The organism is Spirochaetales bacterium (genome assembly GCA_016930085.1).
In the GTDB taxonomy this organism is placed as follows: domain Bacteria; phylum Spirochaetota; class Spirochaetia; order SZUA-6; family JAFGRV01; genus JAFGHO01.
In genome coordinates this window covers 1-19,574 of record JAFGHO010000131.1, presented here as the reverse complement: position 1 = coordinate 19,574, position 19,574 = coordinate 1, and the positions used below count along the sequence as shown (strand labels likewise).

Below are 19,574 nucleotides of genomic sequence, written 5' to 3'. Positions count from 1 at the left end.
AGACTATTGTTATGCTGGATATTTTAATCAAAGGCGGAATCACGATGCCGTTCATCCTTCTCTGTTCGGTCATTGCAGCCATCATCATTATCGAGCGGCTCATCTTTTTCCGCAGGATCCGCGTCGACGAGGAAAAAATGATCGCCCGGCTCAGGGCGACGCTGGAAAAGCGGCACTTCGACGAAGCCCTCTCGATCTGCGAAAACAATCCTTCACCGATCACCAACCTCATGAAAGTGGGGATCGAGCACCGGCATTATGACGCCCGCGTGCTTAAGGATTCCATCGTCGATGCGGCGAATATGGAGATTCCGAAACTCGAGCGGTCCCTGTCGGCACTCGGGACGATCGCGAATATCGCCCCGCTTCTTGGTTTACTCGGTACGGTCATCGGGAATATCGACGCGTTCGGCATCATCAGCAGCCTCGGTCTTGTCGGTGATACAAGCGGTCTCGCAAAAGGCATTGCGGAAGCGCTCATTTCGACCGCGGCGGGAATCGTGGTATCGATACCCGCGCTTATCTTTTACAATTACCTTGTCAGCAAGGTCAACCATATCATTATCAGATTGGAGAACAAGGTGAATGAGCTCGTGCTGCTTTTGGGGGGAAACCAGTAGATGAGATTCAGACGAAGACTGATGCCGCAGGCCAATGTCAACCTGATCCCCATGATCGACGTCGTATTCCAGCTCGTCATTTTTTTTATGGTATCGACCACTTTTATCGTGAATCCGGGTATCCCCCTTGTGCTTCCCGGTTCCACGACCGCCGAACCCGTTGTCATGACAAAGCTCGTCGTGACGATTGTTTCGAGGGATGAGATCTATCTCAACAAGGACCGCCGCAACCTTGAAAGCCTTCCCGAGGCATTGCGTGAAATCTCGGGTGAAGAGCGAAACCATATCAAAACGGTCGTGGTCGAGGGGGACAGAACGGTTTCCTATGAACTCATGATACAGGTGCTCGATGTTCTCAGGAAAGCGGGTTTCAAGGGGGTGAATCTCAGGACCAGGCAGATAGAATGACGGGGCGCCCATGAAAAAGATGCCGGTAAAGGAACAGAACTATTATATTATCAGCGTGGCCGCGGCGTTCGTCCTCCATGTCATTGTCTTTATATTGCTTCAATTCATTCTCAACATTAATATAGAAGCCCTTCCGGAATATGCCGGAACCCTCGAGGTTGCACTCGGGGATGAGGCCGCTCTTCCCGTTATCAAAGAGGATGTTTCCCGGGCGAAAGAGGAAACGACGGAGGAAGAAGAGAACGGGCGAACCCGGATTGAAAAAAGACAGGAACCGGTAAAAAAAACAATACAGGCGGAAGAACACACGACTCCGGAAGAAAACAGGATCACGGAGGATTCGGAAACGACGATACCCGAACAGAAAGAACATGCGGAAGGGAGCGAGTCCGCGGATACGAAAGAAGACCGGACGGAAACGGAAGAAAAGGAACCCTATGATCCCGGTCTTGAAGAGGGAAGTCTCGCGGAGCTCGACCGGGCGATACAGGAAAGCTCGTCGACAACGCCGCCCGGCACGAGGAAAGAGGACGGAGCCGCGACCGGTGATACGACGGGGAATTCAGCGGGCAGCGACGGAAGCGGAACGACCATCACGTGGGAAGACAACCAGAACAGGAAACCGGTCTCTACCGCCAAACCGGTCCTCCCCGACTGGGTTTCCGAACAGGGCCTTCATCTTACCGTCGTTATTTCCTTTATTCTCACCCCGGAAGGCATCCTCACCGGGTTCAAGGTAAAGAAATCTTCCGGGTATCCTGAAGTCGATAACGCGGTGATCGACGCCCTCAGGCGGTGGAAATATCCCGCGGTCGCGGGAACGAAAAATGTAAAAGGGGAGGTCCCCTACCATATCACGCCGCGGTAGCGAAGGCGATTACTGAAAAAGCAGAGGATCTGAATGCGGGCACTCAGGCACACGACTAAAAAAAGAACCGGCCCGGGGCGTCATTATCGCCTTGGCGCCGAACCGCAGGAAGGCGGCACCAATTTCGCCCTTTATTCCCGTCACGCGGAAAAAGTTTTTCTCCTTCTTTTTGACGGACGGCATTTCCGTCCGACCGATATTATCGAATGCGAACGCTCACCCGAGGATATATGGCATGTTTTCGTTCATGATGTCGGCGCCGGACAGCTGTACGGGTACAAAGTGAAGGGCGTCTATAATCCCTATATCGGTTATCGATTTAATGTCCACAAACTCCTTATCGATCCGTACGCAAAAGCGATTACCGGCCTGCCGGTAAATAAAAAGGGGATGCTTTTCGGCTATCAGGCGGGGTTGAAGCACAAGGACCTTATCATGGACGGCAGGGACAATACCGGATATGTTCCCAAATCGATCGTCATCGATGACGGTTTTGACTGGCAATCCGACCGGCCTCCGTCGATTCCCCTTGAAGAGCTTTGTCTCTATGAGGTTCATGTGCGGGGATTTACCGTTCATCCCTCATCAAAGGCAGTTCACGCGGGGACTTACATCGGATTAATCGAAAAAATACCTTATCTCATGGAACTGGGAATCAACGCGGTCGAATTGCTTCCTGTTCATCAGCATTATTCGCTAATCCCCGGCAGACGTCGATGTTCCGTTGATTACTGGGGGTACAATACGATCTGTTTTTTCGCTCCCGAACTCAGGTACGGCACGGGAAAACGTCCGGGCTGTGAGGTGAACGAGTTTAAAACGATGGTAAGGGAACTTCATAAGGCCGGAATCGAGGTCATCCTCGATGTGGTCTACAATCACACGGGAGAAGGGGACGAATATGGCCCCACACTCACATTCCGGGGGATCGACAATCCGTCATACTACCTGCTTTCCGGGACCGAAAGCGCTCCCGCCTATCGTTACCGTAATGACGCAGGATGCGGTAATGTGCTCGATTGTGAAAAACCCCCGGTATTACGGCTTGTCATGGATTCACTGCGGTACTGGGTGAAAGAGATGCATGTGGACGGATTCAGGTTCGATCTCGCCCCCATTCTTGCGCGTGAAAACGGCCGGTACAGCAAAAACTCGGCCTTTTTCAGGATGATCGATCAGGATCCGCTTCTTGCGGGAGTAAAACTCATCGCTGAACCGTGGGATCTCTCCGGGTATCATGTCGGCGGTTTCCCGAGGGGATGGTCCGAATGGAACGGCCGGTTCAGGGATACGGTACGGAGGTTCTGGCGCGGCAATCAGGGCCAAGTCAAAGAACTCGCGTGGCGGCTCACCGGTTCCGCTGATCTTTATGAAAAAGATTCACGTTCCCCCGCCAACAGTATCAATTTCATCACCTGCCATGACGGGTTTACCGTCATCGATCTTTATTCCTATGACAGAAAACACAACCGGGAAAACGGTGAAGACAATCGTGACGGTCTCGATGCCAATGATTCGTGGAATTGCGGTGTGGAGGGTGAAACCGGTGATACGACAATTGTCGCATTGCGCAGAAGGATGGTCAAGAACGCACTTTGCACCCTTTTCCTGTCGCTCGGCACCCCGATGCTTTGCGGGGGCGACGAGTTTCTTCGAACACAGCAGGGGAACAATAACCCCTGGTGTCAGGATAATAACATTACCTGGTTCGACTGGGGGCTGCTCAAAACAAACGGCGATATGTACCGGTTCCTTTCCGGTCTCATCGCCCTTCGAAAGCGATACCCCGTCCTTTACAGGAAACCTTTTTTTTCCGGCAGGGATGAAGACGGGGACCTGATTCCCGATATACTCTGGTTCGACCACCGCCTTGCCACACCCGACTGGAACGACCCGGATCTTCGTTTTCTATCGTATCAGATCGACGGAAGCGAGGTGCCTTCCGGACTCGGGAATTACCACCTCTTCATCATGTTGAATGCAGACGTCAGGGGATATCACGTACCGCTTCCACGGTACGAAACCATGAGGTGGTACCGGATTATCGATACCTCACTCGATCCGGGAGAAGATATCCTTCCCGGGGGAAATGAAAAGGAACTCGCCGGACAGGAATCCTTCGAATCAGGACCGCGAAGCGTTTCGGTCCTTGTGGCGAAAGAACGGCGTTGAGTGCGTCGTCGTAGCTTTACTCTTTTCATTAAAAATATTATGTTAAGTATTATCTAAAAGTAAGGAGATAACCATGGCCGATAAAAAGAAAAAAAACGATGTCCCGTGTTTCAAGCCCGGCAGGTCAGGGGACTGCGGACCGGGCAGCCAGCCTCCGCTCGTGGAGCCGCCTAACAAGCCGCAGTTTCGGTTTTCCATGTGGTATTTCGTCATTTTTTTTATCGGGCTTTTTATTCTCAATATGCTGCTTACCATGCCGGGAGGAGAGGATCTGATCGGTTTCAGCGAATTCAAGAAGAAAATAGAAGACGGTGAAATCAAGGAGGTCCGGATGGGGCAGACTTATTACCTCGGCAGTACGGCGGTCGGCGAAAGCGGAAGCGAACGGACACAGGGAGAGATCTATAAAACCGTGCCGGTCGACGACCCCGGACTTATCGCCCTGATGGACGAGAAAAACGTGAAATACTATGCCGCGCCCGTTCAGCAGAACATGATTTTCGATATCATTCTTTCATGGGGTATACCGATTCTGATCATGGTCGTGATATGGCGCTTTTTATTCAAACGGATGGGCAATCTCGGTCAAAATGTCATGTCCTTCGGAAAGAACAAATCGCAGATCGTCGCGGAGGGATCGGTCGACACTACCTTCGGCGACATCGCCGGCGCGGATGAGGCGAAGGGAGAGTTGGCCGAGGTCGTCGATTTTCTCAAAAATCCGAAGAAATATCTCGAGATCGGGGGAAAAATCCCCAAGGGGGTTCTCCTTGTGGGTCCGCCTGGGTGCGGAAAAACATTGCTCGCCCGAGCCGTCGCCGGGGAGGCGGGGGTGATTTTTTTCAGGATCAGCGGCGCCGATTTCGTTGAGATGTTTGTCGGTGTGGGAGCCGCGCGGGTGCGGGATCTGTTCCGCCAGGCGCGGGAGAAGGCGCCGTGCATCATCTTCATCGACGAACTGGACGCGATCGGAAAAAGCAGAATCAATACCATCAATACCAACGACGAGCGCGAACAGACGCTGAACCAGCTTCTCGTCGAGATGGACGGTTTCGACGCGGTCCAGGGTGTCATCATTCTGGCGGCGACAAACCGGCCGGAGATTCTCGATCCCGCGCTTCTCAGGCCGGGACGCTTCGACAGACAGGTCGTCATGGACAGGCCCGACCTTTCGGGCAGGGAAGCGATTTTGAAAATTCACTCCAAGAAGGTAAAGCTCGATGAAACGGTCGATCTGAAAGACATAGCGCGGGCCACGCCCGGCTTTGTCGGCGCGGATCTTGCGAATATCATCAATGAAGCCGCCCTTCTGGCCGTGCGCGGGGGAAGAAAAAAGGTGTCGCAGAAAGATCTCGAAGAGGCGATCGAGAAAACAGTGGCGGGTCTCCAGTTGAAGAACAGGATCATCAATCCAAAGGAACGGGAAATCGTCGCCTATCATGAAACCGGTCATGCCCTGGTAGCAACATTGACAAAAGGCGCAGACCCCGTTCACAAGATATCGATCGTACCCCGCGGCATGGGCGCTTTGGGATATACCCTGCAGCTGCCCGTGGAGGATCGTTTTCTCATGACCGAAGACGAACTGATCGGCAAGATCGACGTTCTTTTGGGTGGACGGGCAGCGGAACAGCTGGTCTTCAAAAAAATATCGACGGGCGCCGCGAACGACCTCACAAAAGCGACCGATATCGTGAGAAAGATGATTACCGACTACGGGATGAGTGAAAAGTTCAGAAACGTGGTCTTCCAGTCACGGCATGTACCTTTTCTGGGCGACAGCGCCGGGATCGGTTCGGCCCGCGAGTATTCGGAAAACACACAGACCTATATCGATGAAGAGATAGCGCGCATCATCAACGAGCGCTTTCTCCGTGTGTCCGCCATGTTAAAGGAGAAGCTCGAAACCCTTACCGCCATCGCGAAAAAACTCCTTGAAGTCGAAACGCTCGATGCCGGGGAGTTCAAGGCGATGGTTGGCGTTGCGGAAATTTCATGACGGGGGGATAACGTGATCGATCAGCAAAAGCGTATATATGTCGCTGCAACAAGGCAGAACGACGGAAAGACGATCACCGCGCTTGGTCTTCTGCACGCCCTTCGTGAACGGTTTTCCCGGGTGGGATATATGAAACCGGTCGGGCAGCAGGTGAAACTTATCGGGAACAGCGAGATCGACAAGGACGCCTCGCTCATCGATGAAGTTTTTCATATCGGGTCAAAGCTGCCGGACATGAGTCCGGTGGCGGTTCCCAAAGGATTTACAAAGAATTATATCCTGCACGGCGAAGTCAGACATCTCGAAAAAAGAATACTCGCCGCCTACCAGCGGGCGAGCGAGGGAAAGGACTTTATGGTCATCGAGGGGACAGGCCATGCGGGCGTAGGTTCCGTCTTTGACCTGTCAAACGCGGCCGTGGCCAGGATGCTCAAGGCAAAGATGGTAATGGTCACCTGTGCCGGGATCGGCCGTCCGATTGATGAGGTAATGCTGAACAAGGCGGTTTTTGACGCGCAGGGGGTCGAATTGCTCGGTGTCGTGGTGAACAAGGTAATGAAGGACAAGTACGATTCGATCGACAAATATGTTAGGCTCGGCTTCAAACGGAAGAAAATCGATGTGCTTGGGGTCATCCCCTTTTATCCCGCTCTTTCAAGCCCGACGCTCCGGCAGCTGTTCGAAGATATACACGGCAAACTGGTTTGCGGCGAGGAAAATCTCGACCAGAGTGTCAGCAAGATGATCGTGGGCGCCATGCCGGCGCATACGGCGCTTGATTATTTCAAGGGAGACGTGCTGCTTATCACCCCGGGGAACAGGGAAGATCTGATTCTGGCGGCCATGACCTGTAATTTCCCCGGTGTCAAGGCATACGGGGTGAAAGGAATTATCCTTACCTGCGGGATCTGGCCGAACAAGGCGATACTCAAGCTTGTCAAAGGGACCAATATCCCCATTATCCTGGTCCCCGACGACACCTTTACGACGGCACAAAAGATATCCAACCTCATTATTAAAATCAGGGCGGAGGATGAGGAAAAAATCCAGAAAGTCAAGGAGATTATCAAGGAGTATGTCGATGTCGGACTTCTTCTTAAAAAACTCGGTGTACCGGCGTAAGCCGGACGTGGGTTTACAAAAGAATGCGGCTGAATTTTATAGCTAGTTCCTGTTGATTGATTGTTTTAAAAGATTTCTCAAACAAAGCTCACAGAGGAATTATTTTTATTATTCTTTTTTGTACTTTGAAAGATAATTATACACTCCCCCTATAATAACTTTGTATATATCAAGATTATGTCGGATTTATTTATTGACTTTAAAAAAATAAATTAATGCAATATGCACTTTTTTAGCGTTATATATTGTATGATAATAATTACTCAAGGAGTGTCGTATGGCAGAATCCGATACGCATGAATTCCATTTTATCATTACGGATATTATGAAAGAGAAGCTGCACAACCTGACATTATTCGGTTCAGGACGTTCGATATCCGGCGTCATTGTCGGGATATTGTCCTGCATCGATCCTTTGATTATAAAGGAACATAAATGGGGAAGGCAGCGAATGAGCCGGTATCGAACGGTCTCGGACAATCCCGATGAAAGCCGGGAACATGTCCATGTTTATTTCTCTGAGGATATGTATCGAAAGATTAAGCTGCTTCACGCTGATTTGAATTATTTTAGTATCGCGCAGTTTTTACGGGGGTTGTTGGAGTTGTTTATAACGATGGTCGAGGAATATGGAAATAACATCATCGAAGAATTTGAGAACATATATAAGCAATGGGGTATTGAGGAGAAGAAGTTACAGCAGTCATCTCGAAGAAATTTACGACAATTGTTTAAGATAATCCAGCATCTACAGGGGCGAAAAAGATCAATATCTCTCTATACGAGTCATTATTCGCCATTTTGGATACTTAGACTTTAAAAACACATCTTTAAACCACATCCCCCTTCCAGCATATACACCCCGACCGGAATAAACAGAATAAATATACCTGACAGGTCGAATAAGATCATCCACACAAAATGTCGGGTCGGACAGATTCCGACTCAAAGAATCAATTAAATAAATGAAATATTTAGAATAAAATTTTATCCATAATTTTCTCATGAACTGATTTTCTAATGGCTTCTGTGTAATATAGGAATCGTAATAAGGGAGATTCGTAAAAACCTGTCCACGTATCCAGATGACTATTATCAGCTGAACTGTAAATTTTCTCATTACTTTGCTTGTTGTGATAAAGCTGTGTATACAATTCACGATGTGCGGTATTTGCTGTTTTTGAATATACCCTTGACAGACTTCCATGAAGTTTTAATATATAAATGTCAGCGCTTTCATCTAAATTATATGGCAACCGGATTCATTGATTACCTATATTTATTTTCAAAATTACTCCTTCTCAAAGAGTGGTAATAAAAATGCGTATGACGTATAATAGCCCTATGAAACGATTGGCATGCATTCAACACCCTGGAACCGTAAAGGCCGTAATATCAGGAATTCTTTCCGTTATCCTTGTCTTTTTAACGTCTGGGATTTTCGCTCAGAAGAAGACCCTTACGATCATCCACACAAACGATCTCCATTCACACCTCCTTGGTTTTGGGCCCAATATCGACTATACACCGTTCAGTGTCAACGATGACGAGACTGTCGGGGGCTGGGCCAGAATAGCGGCGGTGATTGATGAAATTCGAAGCAGCCGCGGCAATCCCGTCCTGGTCCTCGATGCGGGGGATTTCACCATGGGCACCCTTTTCCACATGAGGGTCCGCGAAGATGCGACGGAACTCGGTCTTCTTCATGCGATGGGATACGATGCGGTGTGTCTGGGGAATCACGAGTTCGATCTCATGCCGTCAGGATTGGCCGCAATGCTTTCCTCCGCGCGTGAGCGGGGCGGGATGCCGCGTCTTGTGTGCGCGAATGTCATATTCAGTCCTGAAAGCGGCAAGGATGACGCACTCGAGGCCATGTTCAGGGAGGAAGCGGTTACCCCGTACATCATCTGTGAACGGGCCGGTATTCGTATCGGTATATTCGGGGTTCTCGGAAAGGACGCAGCCGAGGATTCGCCTTTCGCTTCTCCTTTGACTTTCACCGGCATTGTGGAAACCTCACGCGACATGGTCCGCGTCCTCAGGGAAGAGGAAAAGGCTGACATGGTGATCTGTCTTTCCCACAGCGGGCTGCATGAAAATCCGTCGCATTCGGAAGACGAGATCCTGGCCTCAAAGGTCGACGGTATCGATGTTATTGTCAGCGGGCACACGCATACCCGGCTTCTGACACCGATTCCGGTGAACGATACGATCATCGTTCAGGCATGGGCATACGGCAGGCATGTGGGGGTCCTGGATGTGGAATTTGAAAACGGGAAGGTGAAGACGGCGGGATACCGGATCCAAATGATCGACGATACCATCTCGGGCAAGAGTGAAATCGATGAGGCGATCAAAACGGCGAAAGACTCGGTCAATGACAAGGTGCTGGCCGGTCTCGATTTGACGTTTGACGATGTTATCGCGGAGACGGCATTCGATCTGGCGAGTGTGGAAGACGAGTCGAATCTCGGCAACATGATAGCGGATTCGATACGATGGTACGTCGACAACCATGATTACGATCCCGGCGATCCCGCGACAAAGGTGGCGCTGGCCATCGAGTCGAACGGTCTGATACGGGACGATCTGTGCGCGGGGAAAAGCGGGAAGGTCGCCGTCTGCGATCTTTTCAGAACCTTTCCGCTCGGCATCGGTATGGACGACACCATGTGCTATCCAATCGTCACCATGTACCTTTATGCATCGGAAATAAAAAAGGCGCTCGAAATCCTGACGAGCGTCTATCCCCTCAAAGGCTCGAACTATTTCATCCAGATCTCGGGGGTGAAATTTACCTATAATCCTCACCGGATGATATTCGACAGGGTGACCGATATATGGCTGGGCGACCTTGAAAACGGCTATGTCCCGCTCGATTATTCCGGATCGAACAAAACACTCTACCGCGTGGCGGGCAATATCTACAATTCCACCTTTCTGAAGGTGATCGGGCGTTTTACCATGAATATTCTGGACATCGTTCCCAAAAAAAGGGACGGCAGCCCGGTTTCAGACCTTTCGGACATGCGCGTGGATATGGACAGAAACACTCCCGGCATCCAGGAACTCAAGGAGTGGATCGGGCTGCTTCGGTATGTACAAAGTTTCGACGATACCGATGCCGACGGCCTTCCCGATATCCCGGAGAAATACAGGGGGAAAGAGGGGCGGATTGTGAGTGATCCGGGCTGGAATCCCGTCTCCCTTCTTTCCAGGGGAACATGGATAACATGGAGTGCCTTTTCAATCGTCGTCGCGCTGGTTTCGGCCATCGGTTTAACCGTTTTTATCGTGATACGGAGGATCAAGCGAAAGAAAAAGGGGTGAGGGGGAGGAGTCTGCTGCAACCCGCTATGAGCAGCTTTTTAGAAACAGAAAATATTTCATTAATCCCTTAAAGGCACCTAAAGGGAAAGCGCTATTGAAAGCGTAAGGGAATCAAATCTATAATGATATCGCTAAATAAATCAAAACAGAGAGCCCGTTCATTTTCATAGAAACGGAAGGACGTGTACCAGTAAATATGACCATCAAGGCACCTTATCCGAAAATAGCGAAAAAAGAACCGATTCTTCTTTCATTTAAAGCCCAGGCATATTTATAATAATATAATAATATTTAAAACTAATAAAACTCATTAATAATCTTTTTATACACTTTCCCCGGTTTTTTATTAATCTGATTTTATCGATTGTTCGGAGCTTATCTAAACCTATACATCCATCTTTTTCATTAAATTCATCGTCTTTATTTTTATACATACACTTCAATTTTTCCCTTCAGGTTTCAAAAATAAATAATTTGATCGCTTTTAAAAAATTATTTGTTAGAGTTGCTGAATAATCGCAATCGCCAAACGCTCCCCCAACAGGATTCGAATTTTCTTAAATGCCCATTATGATACGATTCGGATTATTCATCAATACGAAGTAATGCCGCCATTTCCAGATATCCTGGTTGAGCCATTTCCTGTTTAAGTTGAACCGCAAAAGGTTGTGATAAATGAAAATATTCAATACGGCTTGTTTCCGGAATTGTGACCTTAAGATAAAGATCTTTAAGTTTCTCTGTTATTTCAGAGCCGTTTGGGAGTTTACTGGTAAGTGTGTAAGATTTTACGAATATTTCTGTGGAATATCCGAGTTCGTTAAAAATATCGGGAATAGCTGCCTGGAAGATATGTTCGAGCCGGTTAACAGTTTCGTTGAATCTGTCATCTATGTTGGTAAAGGCAAGACGAAAGGCTTTGTTTTCCATCAGGCTTTCATAACTGTGGGGATCGACCTCCCGGAGTACCATCATATATGTGAGGATAAAATAGCGAAACTCAAAGTAACTTTCACTCCACGAGAATGCCATATTCCAATATTCATTCCAGGTTTTAAAGTTTTGGGGAAGTTTTTCTCTGAAATAATTAAAGAGCTTTAAGGCAAATCTTGTATTGTGATAATAAGCGGTAAATTCATCCAAAAGACCAAAAACAGCTTTGTAAGTAAATCCTTGCTCGATGTAAACATTATATCTGCCCTTTTTAAGCAATAGCGGTACCACATCGATAATGATGGACACCGGCGGTATATCCATGGGTTTCACAACCACCATTTTCTTGCAGTCTATGAAGAAACACCAGTATGTTGAATACATAGCCGGATTCATATTTTGCTCGGATAATAGTGTATATGAATAATAGCCTGTAAATCCATGACTGGTTTCATGAATGGCGGGTATCATATCATGAAGTTGTCCAAAATGGTCTTCAGATACAATCCAGCCGTGAAACTTGGAATCGGTAACCATAATGGGAATCATAACCCCGTCTTTGCTTGTAATATGCCCTTCGGTTGTATCGATCTCATTACCGTATACTGTTATCGTATATGGAATCTGTTCCTGAAGATAGACCAGGTGGTAACTATCCGGATCGTATTGCCAGAGTATCTTGAGAAGCGGATCTTCCGGTACTTCCAAATCAAGTTCTTTGAATGTGATTATAGCGGATAAAGATTTATCGGAAAAATCCATTGAAGGTGCAGAGACAGCTAAAGAATTATCGGATGATTCCCATGATGACGTAGAGACACAGCCTGGATGCATGAAAATCAGAAGCGAGGGAATTCCTGCCCGAATTATCAGGAATAAAAAGTTTTTAATTAATATATGTATTGAGATTTTAATCTTGACTTTCATCACGGCTTCCTGTAATAATTTTATAATCCAGTGTTATGTTTTGCAAGAGCTATTCTTAATTCTTTAATCCTTTGAAACTCTTTTGTATTATTTGTTACGAATATTAGATTTTTAGATATTGCTTGGGCGGCCAATAATAAATCGATTGGTCCAATTATTTTAGCTTCCTCTTTTAACTTCTTTTTAATTTTACCATATGGTATTGCAGCGTCATCATCAAATGGCAATACTGTAAATATTGATAAAAACTCAAGTAGTGAAAGACGATTTTCTTCAGGATATTGGCTGTCGGCTATTCCAAATTCCAATTCTGCAACTGTTAATGCAGAAATATAAATCCCATGCTTAAAATTGATAGAAATATTATCTAAAACCAGGTCAGATTTTTTCTTGATGGCATAAATACATATGTTTGTATCAAGAAGAAACATTAAAATGGTTCCCTTGTTTCTGCAATACCCTGATCTCTTCCAGATTCCATAAAGTCATCAGTAAAGGAATTTAAGCCATGCAGGAAAACTTCCCATATTTTATTATGTGGGACTAAAATAACCGCATCCCCATGCTTTTGTATATAGACATCTTTGCCTGGGAATTGAAAATCTTTTGGTAATCGTATTGCTTGGCTTCTGCCGTTCATAAAAAGTTTTGCTGTTTTCATAATATATACTCCTGTCAATAATATATATCATGATCTATACTTTTATCAAGACCAGCCTGCGACATTGGACAACGGGGTGGCGGGTTGGCGAAGTTATTTGGCGGAGCTACTGCGAAGCCAAAAAATATGCCGAAGGCCGAGCTCCTTGCGAGCGAAGAGCTAACCCGCTGTTATTCGCCGTTGCTTGCCCATTACAAATAAAAGCCTATTAAGGCAATGCAGAAATTATAGTTGAGTATGCGCTCCACCCATCCGCAGTTTGATATGCATTTATAGAGCTCGATGGTACCTGTATGGATAGCGATGGACTTGTATTATCGAACATGCCAGTTCCACCATCTGTAGGATCAGGATTAAGACTTTGAACTATATTAAAATTAGTACATCCCGCGAAAGCTCCACTCTGAAGGACAAACAGTGATGCAGGAAGAACCAAAACGCCTGTTAACCCCTTACAATTTACGAAAGCTTGAAAACCTATTTTCCCAAGACTATTTGGGCAACTCCAAAAAGCCTCACCCCCGATAGTGGTAAGTCCTGATGGTAAATTCAAAAAGCCTGTGAAACTCCTACAATAACCAAAAGCGTAAAAGCCGATTGAAGTGAGTCCTGATGGCAAGTTTAAATTGCCTGTAAAGCCCGAGCAACCTCCGAACGCAAAATCTCCGATAGAAGTAAGAGCAGTTGGTAGAACAAGAGAACCTATAAAACCAGTACATTCATAAAAAGCATAATCGCTGATAGTAGAAAGCCCGGATGGGAGTATTAAAGTGCCTGAAAAACCTGTACAACTTGAGGGAACAACCGTACTCGCCGATATGAACTGTTTCTGTGAAGACAATCTCAAGGCAGCTGCGGAGAAGAACATCGAGAGCATCATAGCGGATAATCAATTCCGAAAATCGAAAGCTTCAGATTGTAAGAATTGTCCATATACGGCAAAATGTTTTCAACGCAAGAAAAGCGTTAGGGGTATACGCACTCTCTATAACGTCGACAGCAAAGGTTCGGTAAATTATTCACAAGTCATGATCGAAGAAATCGATCGTCCCGAACTAAGGGAATTGTATTCTAAATGAATGGGAATCATCGAACCGGTGTTTGCTCATATCACTTTCCGAAAAAGGCCGGATCGATTCACTCTTCGTACGAAAGCAAAGGTGAACATACAATGGGGCCTCTATTGTATTATCCGGAAAATATCAAAGATCGTGGGGCCGAACGGTTTTCATATGCATGATTCGGAATAACCTTGGATTAATACTTCCACTATTAGCCGTATCGGTTTCAACATCACCTGCATCGAACCGATTGACAGGCTATATGATTCTGATAGGGACTTTTCCTGCAGAATCGTTACCATAAGTGTTTTTTTGTTATCTATTGAAGAAGCAAAAATAATTTTTCCTGAACCTGTTTCAGGGTACTTTTTGAAGCCTTTTCAATAAAAACAGCACTTCTGGCTTTCCAGTCCAGATTTTTGACTTGATCAGATAGAACCACACCATCAATTTTTTTCCCATCAATTTTAACTTCAAAAGGATATCCTTTAACTTTGCTTGTAATTGGACATGCTATCATTAAATTGGTCTTTTTATTATAAGCTGAAGGAGATAATACAATTGCCGGGCGTTTACCTGTTTGTTCATGCCCGGATTGAGGAGTAAAAATTAACCAGATTACATCTCCTCTTTCCGGAACATAAGCCGATCTTACCAAATTTCATCTCCTTCTTTTTCTCCGAAATCAATTTCGGCGTGAAGATTTTCATCAGTGATTAAGTTTAATAAATCGTCAAGTTCTTTCATTTTTTCCGGTCGAATAATAATATTATCTGCTTCTTCTGTGATATCTACCAGAGAACCATTTTTCAATGAAAGGTCTTTTACAATAGTGGCTGGAATCCTGATGCCTAAACTGTTTCCCCATTTATGTATTTTTGTTATCATATGATAAGTATAAACATTGTTTAAACAAACGTCAAGATGATATTTCAGATAACACGGCTTATGAGACGTTTTTGCGTCCCGCGAAGCCCAAGGCGCCCTAAATGGCGCTGCAGCTGTAAAAACACTGTTGGAGCCGGTACCCAACGGGAAGATACTAGGGAATGCATTCCATTGAAAGACTTCTCCAGTTTTCCTTGAATTCAGGTATATGGTTGTCATTAATACCGATTTCAATAAACCCGGCCTTGCGATAACAACCGATTGCAGGATGATTAAAGTCAAAGACCCGCAAATCCAGCTTTTTTAGCTTGAGATTGAGTTTTGTGTAATTCTTCATTTCATTTATGAGTTGAAGGCCATATCCATGTCCTCTTTTCTCGGGATTGATTAATATTCTGCCAATGGATGCTCTTGATTTCTCCCTGTCGATTCTCTTGAATTGGCAATGTCCAATGACTCCATCATTCGAACTCAAAACGACCTTTAGAAGCAAAAAATTTTCAGTAGACATCGTTTCCTGCATGATGGGCGATGTGGCGCTTCGCCACCGCCCGTCATGCGGGCTTGCCCGCCGCCCCGATGAGCAAAATGGAGCGCAGCGACATTTTGCTCATCGTTCCGTGTTGACGACGTCCGGCGCTTTTCCACGTACAAACGTAGCCCTTACAAATCCAGCATACACTGACAATAGGTAGTTTTCAACAAGAAAAGTAAAAACTGCGAACGCGCCACTGCAATGTTGGTCCAAACGGAAAATGACGGCTCTACGAACCAACCGGCGCCGGATATCCCCGCCAGCTCGCCAAACTCCACCCCTTCCAACCATTGGGAGTTTGGCGCGCCAGGGCGCTGAGGTCTACACGGTGTTGGGCGGCGTTTTTGCACTACATTGGGAACTTCACGAAATGTAAAACAAAAATACATTGTTTTACAATGAAAAACGAAATACTATAGGAAATTACAGTTTTTTAAAAATGAGATTCTCCCAGTATTCTTTTAGATTATCATCAAGATATCCAAGCTTACTAAATTCAAAACTGTTTCTACAAAAGATATTCTTCATTTTTTCCGCCGTGTATAGTTGTACAATTCTTTCCATTTTTTCTCCATCAATTTCCGGATAACTAATACGTTGACCTTCACCTTTTATATATATCATACAAAAATAACCATTAGGTTTCAGTACTTTAGTAATTAATTTCAATATCTGATCAATTTCTACTTCAGTATTATGAATTAGTGAAGAACACGCAAATATGCCATCAAAGAATCCTAGGTTTGTATTAATTTCAAAGTAATCCATACAGTAAAAGGTCAAATTTGGATTTTTGCATTTTGCTATTTTTATAGATTCAGTGCTAAAATCAATTCCAACTACTTCTGCATTTTCATTCGACAGACGCATGCTTTCTTGACCAGGCCCACAACCTAAATCAAGTATTCTCGGATGTGATGGAAATAAAGAAAGAAAATCTCTAATAGTGAGTAAAAGTGAATTATTAGAATACCATTCATCAGCATACTTTTGTGAATTTTGATCATAAAAACGTTTCGTGTTATTCATAATTACCTCTATACGAATTATTTGATATAAGGCATTCTAAATTTATCCCACAAAAATGTCGCCTAACGGGGTGGCGGGTTTATATGACGTTTTTGCGCAGCAAAAATGTGGTGAAGCCCAAGCCGAAGGCGCAGAATATAAACCCTGTTATAAGAAGTCGTAAAAATAGAGTTTTATGCTAAATTGTTAAGTATCTCCTGATACTTTTTAGTGGCCATTTGACTTTCTTTATCTTTCTGCGCAAAACTGAATTCTCGCCACAATCTATGTGGATTTTCTGGTTTTATTTTACCATCTTCTGCTTTATCTGTAATTAAAGAAATAGCCTCTTGAAAATAATCACTATCCAATGAAACCTTGAAACGAGAAAGAACGTGACAATAATATAATAAATTATATCTGATTAATGGATATTCTATTTTCTGGAAATTTGTGCCTATACCAAAACTGCAAGGGCCTAAAGGTAACTTAGATTGCCAATGACTGAGTAAGAAAATTACTCCTTTCTCAAGTTTAAGAATATCTTTTTCTGAATTATTTCTGTGATGAAATGCATCAAGAACATATAATGTAGTACCTGGATTACTTGCATCAGTAGATGGCGACTTTCCCAATTTAACAGTATTGCAACGCCATCCACCATCTTCTTCTTGTGTATTTAAAAGTTTCTGATAACAGACTTCCAATCGATCGTCTGAATACCCCAGTCTTCCAAAAGCTGTTAATAATCTGGCAGTGATACACGGCAGTTTTGAACTTTTCGGACTGTATCTAAAACATCCTGATTCATCATAGTAGGTAAAAACAAAATCAATTGTATCGGCAATCACCGGGTATTGATCATATTTTATTCCTAAATCACCTAAAGTATTTAGGATGTCTATTGTGGAATACCCTGCAGGAGCATGAATATCTCCATCTGTTCTTGCCCAGAACTTATTCCCATTGACTGTTGAGGAATTAATGATTTTTTCAATTTCTTCTTTCACAACCAATCCTATTTTTACGATTTCTTATAACGGGCTTGCCCGCTGTTATATGCAGTTGCGTTGCGTCTTTATAATTTAGATTCTCTATTGATTGTTTCATTTTACTGATTGATTTAAGCTTCATAATATTCCAGATTTATCAAGTAATAGGGACTTACATTAAAAAAAGTCTTCTTTTCCTAACTCTTCAATATGAGCTGCTTTATTTCTAAAATTGTTAGAAATACTATTAATCGCATTTAGTAGACCAGATTTATCAAGAATCCAATTTGAGTAAGGAAAGTCAGTAAGAAAATCATAGAAAGTTTTGATTATATTACTTGTATGTCTTCTGCTTTTACTATTCAATACCGTTTGGAGGAAATGTGCGAATGTACCTAATTCTGGTTCTTTTGTGTTCTCTTTCGAAATATATTTGGTAATTCTACTTAAATCATTATCCTTTAGGTCATTTGAGATATCAATAGATTTGCAATGAGATTTAAATGGCCTAATAATTTTTTCGACCAACTCATTTTCAAATGCTTTACAAAGGCCAATAATTACATGAGACCAATCCAATGAATAATCTTCTTCTGTTTTCGATGATATATATTCTGCTGAAGCAACAAAGCGTAATGTTTTTGAATCAAGATATTGGATTCTATTCTCTTTAATTTTCAATTTCTCAATTGCAATTCTTAATTCGTCATCAGAAACTAATTTTAATAATAGCTCAATTAATTCATCAACTTTCTCGTCTTCAGATTTTGTGCCAGCTTTTATTTCGTAGATGGATAAAAGCCTGCCGTAACAACCATTACAAAGTCTTTTGTTCCAATTTGATTGATATATTGTAATAAGTTTGGACTTTTTTTCATTTCCACACCTAAAACAAGCAAAAGCAACAGCTTTGTCAAAGCGATACTGCTTCATTGGACCTTTTTCAGGGTATTCTTTAATAATATTTCCAGGAGCTTTTCCGATCATCTAATCCCCTATGTAAAAAATAGATCAGCAACGCAATTGCATATAACGGGGTGGCGGGCTTGCGCGCTGTTAGCTGCAGGACCGCCTCTCAAATTCAGTTTTTATGTACTTTACCACACTATCATCATTGTTACTTCCAATTACTTCTGTTGCTATTTGTTTTATATCATCAATAGCGTTTTCTACCGCTATTGCATTTTTAGCTATTTTAAACATTGGTATATCATTTCTATCATCACCGAAAACAACTAATTCATTAATGTTTTGATTATACATTTCAAGTATTTTGCATATTGCTTTGTCTTTAGTTGCATTAACATTATGAAGAGTAAGCCAATACCAGCCAGGACTATATTGATTTGCAAATAATTGAATCTCAAGCTTATCCTTATATTTATCACTCATCTCTTCGGTTAATAGTAATAATTGATCCCTTTTATTTATTATTGTAAAGCATATTACTTTTTCATGGTTATGTTCAGATATGTTCTCAACTTTTTCTATCCTACTGTCATTATTATTAGTTCTATCATCAACATACCATTTCATTCCATCATTAGTGCAATTTTCAAAATATAGTTTATCTTCTTTCCCGTTGAATGTTGAAAGGAAAAACTGTTTTTGAAAACTCTTACAAATATTATCTATTTCTTGAACAATAATTGGTTCGATGTTATTTATAACTAGATGTTTGCCATTAGCAAAATCGGAGATAAATGCACCATTAAATTCTACGATTGGAAGCTTAATTTTAATCCCATCTAGTATTTTTTTTATAGCTACAACGCTTCGACCACTGGCAACAGTAAACTGGATCCCGTTTTCCAATAATTTATTGAGTTCAACTTTTGAGTATTTAGATAATTGCGCTTTATCATTAAGTAATGTTCCATCTAAATCACTAATGTAAATCATAACCACTCATTCAATTAGGCGGTCTTGCAGCTAACGGTACGAGAGTTTATGAAGTTGCTGCAAACCGTCACGACATCTGACCCACCCTCGTCATTTTTTGTGACCCGGGGGTCGTCACATTATGTGACCCACCCCCCCGTCAAAT

The 19,574-nt window shown here is 44.0% G+C and carries 20 protein-coding genes; 9 read left to right on the top strand and 11 right to left on the bottom strand.

Annotated elements, in window-relative coordinates; all coding sequences use genetic code 11:
* Positions 1–11: 11 nt before the first annotated feature.
* The 8 genes from JW881_21875 to JW881_21840 all read left to right on the top strand — a co-directional run bounded on the left by JW881_21875 (position 12) and on the right by JW881_21840 (position 10,522).
* Positions 12–620, top strand: a complete 609-nt coding sequence (locus tag JW881_21875) for a MotA/TolQ/ExbB proton channel family protein (protein MBN1700176.1) — start codon at positions 12–14, stop codon at positions 618–620.
* On the top strand, positions 621–1,028 hold the full coding sequence (locus JW881_21870; protein MBN1700175.1) for a biopolymer transporter ExbD: 408 nt from the start codon (positions 621–623) through the stop codon (positions 1,026–1,028).
* A 10-nt stretch (positions 1,029–1,038) separates the two neighbouring features.
* Positions 1,039–1,896 (top strand): TonB family protein, encoded by an 858-nt coding sequence (locus JW881_21865; protein MBN1700174.1) that lies wholly within the window; start codon positions 1,039–1,041, stop codon positions 1,894–1,896.
* 33 nt (positions 1,897–1,929) lie between these two features.
* The gene (gene glgX / locus JW881_21860; GenBank protein MBN1700173.1) at positions 1,930–4,068 is read left to right on the top strand and encodes a glycogen debranching protein GlgX; all 2,139 of its coding nucleotides are present in this window, start codon (positions 1,930–1,932) and stop codon (positions 4,066–4,068) included.
* A gap of 73 nt (positions 4,069–4,141) precedes the next feature.
* The gene (gene ftsH, locus JW881_21855) at positions 4,142–6,067 is read left to right on the top strand and encodes an ATP-dependent zinc metalloprotease FtsH (protein MBN1700172.1); all 1,926 of its coding nucleotides are present in this window, start codon (positions 4,142–4,144) and stop codon (positions 6,065–6,067) included.
* A 12-nt stretch (positions 6,068–6,079) separates the two neighbouring features.
* A complete protein-coding gene (locus JW881_21850) occupies positions 6,080–7,189 on the top strand; it encodes an AAA family ATPase (protein ID MBN1700171.1) in 1,110 nt (369 codons plus the stop codon).
* A 277-nt stretch (positions 7,190–7,466) separates the two neighbouring features.
* Entirely contained in the window at positions 7,467–8,009 is a 543-nt protein-coding gene (locus JW881_21845; GenBank protein ID MBN1700170.1) for a hypothetical protein, read from the top strand.
* Between the two features lie 524 nt (positions 8,010–8,533).
* On the top strand, positions 8,534–10,522 hold the full coding sequence (locus JW881_21840; protein MBN1700169.1) for a bifunctional metallophosphatase/5'-nucleotidase: 1,989 nt from the start codon (positions 8,534–8,536) through the stop codon (positions 10,520–10,522).
* Between the two features lie 585 nt (positions 10,523–11,107).
* On the opposite strand, the gene JW881_21835 is transcribed toward JW881_21840, so the two are convergent.
* From JW881_21835 to JW881_21820, 4 genes are all read right to left on the bottom strand, one after another.
* Positions 11,108–12,382, bottom strand: coding sequence for a hypothetical protein (locus JW881_21835; GenBank protein ID MBN1700168.1), 1,275 nt, complete (start codon positions 12,380–12,382; stop codon positions 11,108–11,110).
* A 20-nt stretch (positions 12,383–12,402) separates the two neighbouring features.
* The gene (locus JW881_21830; protein MBN1700167.1) at positions 12,403–12,813 is read right to left on the bottom strand and encodes a type II toxin-antitoxin system VapC family toxin; all 411 of its coding nucleotides are present in this window, start codon (positions 12,811–12,813) and stop codon (positions 12,403–12,405) included.
* Positions 12,813–13,043: an antitoxin gene (locus JW881_21825; GenBank protein MBN1700166.1), complete on the bottom strand. Its 231-nt coding sequence runs from the start codon at positions 13,041–13,043 to the stop codon at positions 12,813–12,815. Before JW881_21825 ends, JW881_21830 begins: the two co-directional genes overlap by 1 nt.
* 208 nt (positions 13,044–13,251) lie before the next feature.
* The gene (locus JW881_21820) at positions 13,252–13,923 is read right to left on the bottom strand and encodes a leucine-rich repeat domain-containing protein (protein ID MBN1700165.1); all 672 of its coding nucleotides are present in this window, start codon (positions 13,921–13,923) and stop codon (positions 13,252–13,254) included.
* Positions 13,924–14,122: 199 nt separating this feature from the next.
* Here JW881_21820 and JW881_21815 point away from each other — a divergent pair, with 199 nt between their 5' ends.
* A complete protein-coding gene (locus JW881_21815) occupies positions 14,123–14,293 on the top strand; it encodes a transposase (protein ID MBN1700164.1) in 171 nt (56 codons plus the stop codon).
* Between the two features lie 130 nt (positions 14,294–14,423).
* On the opposite strand, the gene mazF is transcribed toward JW881_21815, so the two are convergent.
* The 7 genes from mazF to JW881_21780 form a co-directional block, all read right to left on the bottom strand.
* On the bottom strand, positions 14,424–14,762 hold the full coding sequence (gene mazF / locus JW881_21810) for an endoribonuclease MazF (GenBank protein ID MBN1700163.1): 339 nt from the start codon (positions 14,760–14,762) through the stop codon (positions 14,424–14,426).
* Complete coding sequence (locus JW881_21805) at positions 14,756–14,992, bottom strand: AbrB/MazE/SpoVT family DNA-binding domain-containing protein (GenBank protein ID MBN1700162.1); 237 nt, start codon at positions 14,990–14,992, stop codon at positions 14,756–14,758. Before JW881_21805 ends, mazF begins: the two co-directional genes overlap by 7 nt.
* Positions 14,993–15,146: 154 nt before the next feature.
* On the bottom strand, positions 15,147–15,503 hold the full coding sequence (locus JW881_21800; protein ID MBN1700161.1) for a GNAT family N-acetyltransferase: 357 nt from the start codon (positions 15,501–15,503) through the stop codon (positions 15,147–15,149).
* Positions 15,504–15,950: 447 nt separating this feature from the next.
* Entirely contained in the window at positions 15,951–16,556 is a 606-nt protein-coding gene (locus JW881_21795; protein MBN1700160.1) for a class I SAM-dependent methyltransferase, read from the bottom strand.
* Positions 16,557–16,729: 173 nt separating this feature from the next.
* Positions 16,730–17,545, bottom strand: a complete 816-nt coding sequence (locus JW881_21790) for a hypothetical protein (protein MBN1700159.1) — start codon at positions 17,543–17,545, stop codon at positions 16,730–16,732.
* A gap of 159 nt (positions 17,546–17,704) precedes the next feature.
* Positions 17,705–18,514, bottom strand: coding sequence for a hypothetical protein (locus JW881_21785; protein MBN1700158.1), 810 nt, complete (start codon positions 18,512–18,514; stop codon positions 17,705–17,707).
* Positions 18,515–18,583: 69 nt separating this feature from the next.
* Entirely contained in the window at positions 18,584–19,429 is an 846-nt protein-coding gene (locus tag JW881_21780) for an HAD family hydrolase (protein MBN1700157.1), read from the bottom strand.
* Positions 19,430–19,574: the final 145 nt, after the last annotated feature.

What these genes read in the sequence shown, in the direction of transcription:
- JW881_21780 (MBN1700157.1), bottom strand. Translation starts at nt 19,429, where the DNA reads ATGATTTACATTAGTGATTTAGATGGAACATTACTTAATGATAAAGCG.
- JW881_21835 (MBN1700168.1), bottom strand. Translation starts at nt 12,382, where the DNA reads ATGAAAGTCAAGATTAAAATCTCAATACATATATTAATTAAAAACTTT.
- JW881_21815 (MBN1700164.1), top strand. Translation starts at nt 14,123, where the DNA reads ATGGGAATCATCGAACCGGTGTTTGCTCATATCACTTTCCGAAAAAGG.
- JW881_21830 (MBN1700167.1), bottom strand. Translation starts at nt 12,813, where the DNA reads ATGTTTCTTCTTGATACAAACATATGTATTTATGCCATCAAGAAAAAA.
- JW881_21870 (MBN1700175.1), top strand. Translation starts at nt 621, where the DNA reads ATGAGATTCAGACGAAGACTGATGCCGCAGGCCAATGTCAACCTGATC.
- JW881_21840 (MBN1700169.1), top strand. Translation starts at nt 8,534, where the DNA reads ATGAAACGATTGGCATGCATTCAACACCCTGGAACCGTAAAGGCCGTA.
- JW881_21805 (MBN1700162.1), bottom strand. Translation starts at nt 14,992, where the DNA reads ATGATAACAAAAATACATAAATGGGGAAACAGTTTAGGCATCAGGATT.
- JW881_21795 (MBN1700160.1), bottom strand. Translation starts at nt 16,556, where the DNA reads ATGAATAACACGAAACGTTTTTATGATCAAAATTCACAAAAGTATGCT.
- JW881_21845 (MBN1700170.1), top strand. Translation starts at nt 7,467, where the DNA reads ATGGCAGAATCCGATACGCATGAATTCCATTTTATCATTACGGATATT.
- JW881_21820 (MBN1700165.1), bottom strand. Translation starts at nt 13,923, where the DNA reads ATGATGCTCTCGATGTTCTTCTCCGCAGCTGCCTTGAGATTGTCTTCA.
- JW881_21800 (MBN1700161.1), bottom strand. Translation starts at nt 15,503, where the DNA reads ATGTCTACTGAAAATTTTTTGCTTCTAAAGGTCGTTTTGAGTTCGAAT.
- ftsH (MBN1700172.1), top strand. Translation starts at nt 4,142, where the DNA reads ATGGCCGATAAAAAGAAAAAAAACGATGTCCCGTGTTTCAAGCCCGGC.
- JW881_21825 (MBN1700166.1), bottom strand. Translation starts at nt 13,043, where the DNA reads ATGAAAACAGCAAAACTTTTTATGAACGGCAGAAGCCAAGCAATACGA.
- glgX (MBN1700173.1), top strand. Translation starts at nt 1,930, where the DNA reads ATGCGGGCACTCAGGCACACGACTAAAAAAAGAACCGGCCCGGGGCGT.
- JW881_21875 (MBN1700176.1), top strand. Translation starts at nt 12, where the DNA reads ATGCTGGATATTTTAATCAAAGGCGGAATCACGATGCCGTTCATCCTT.
- JW881_21785 (MBN1700158.1), bottom strand. Translation starts at nt 18,514, where the DNA reads ATGATCGGAAAAGCTCCTGGAAATATTATTAAAGAATACCCTGAAAAA.
- JW881_21865 (MBN1700174.1), top strand. Translation starts at nt 1,039, where the DNA reads ATGAAAAAGATGCCGGTAAAGGAACAGAACTATTATATTATCAGCGTG.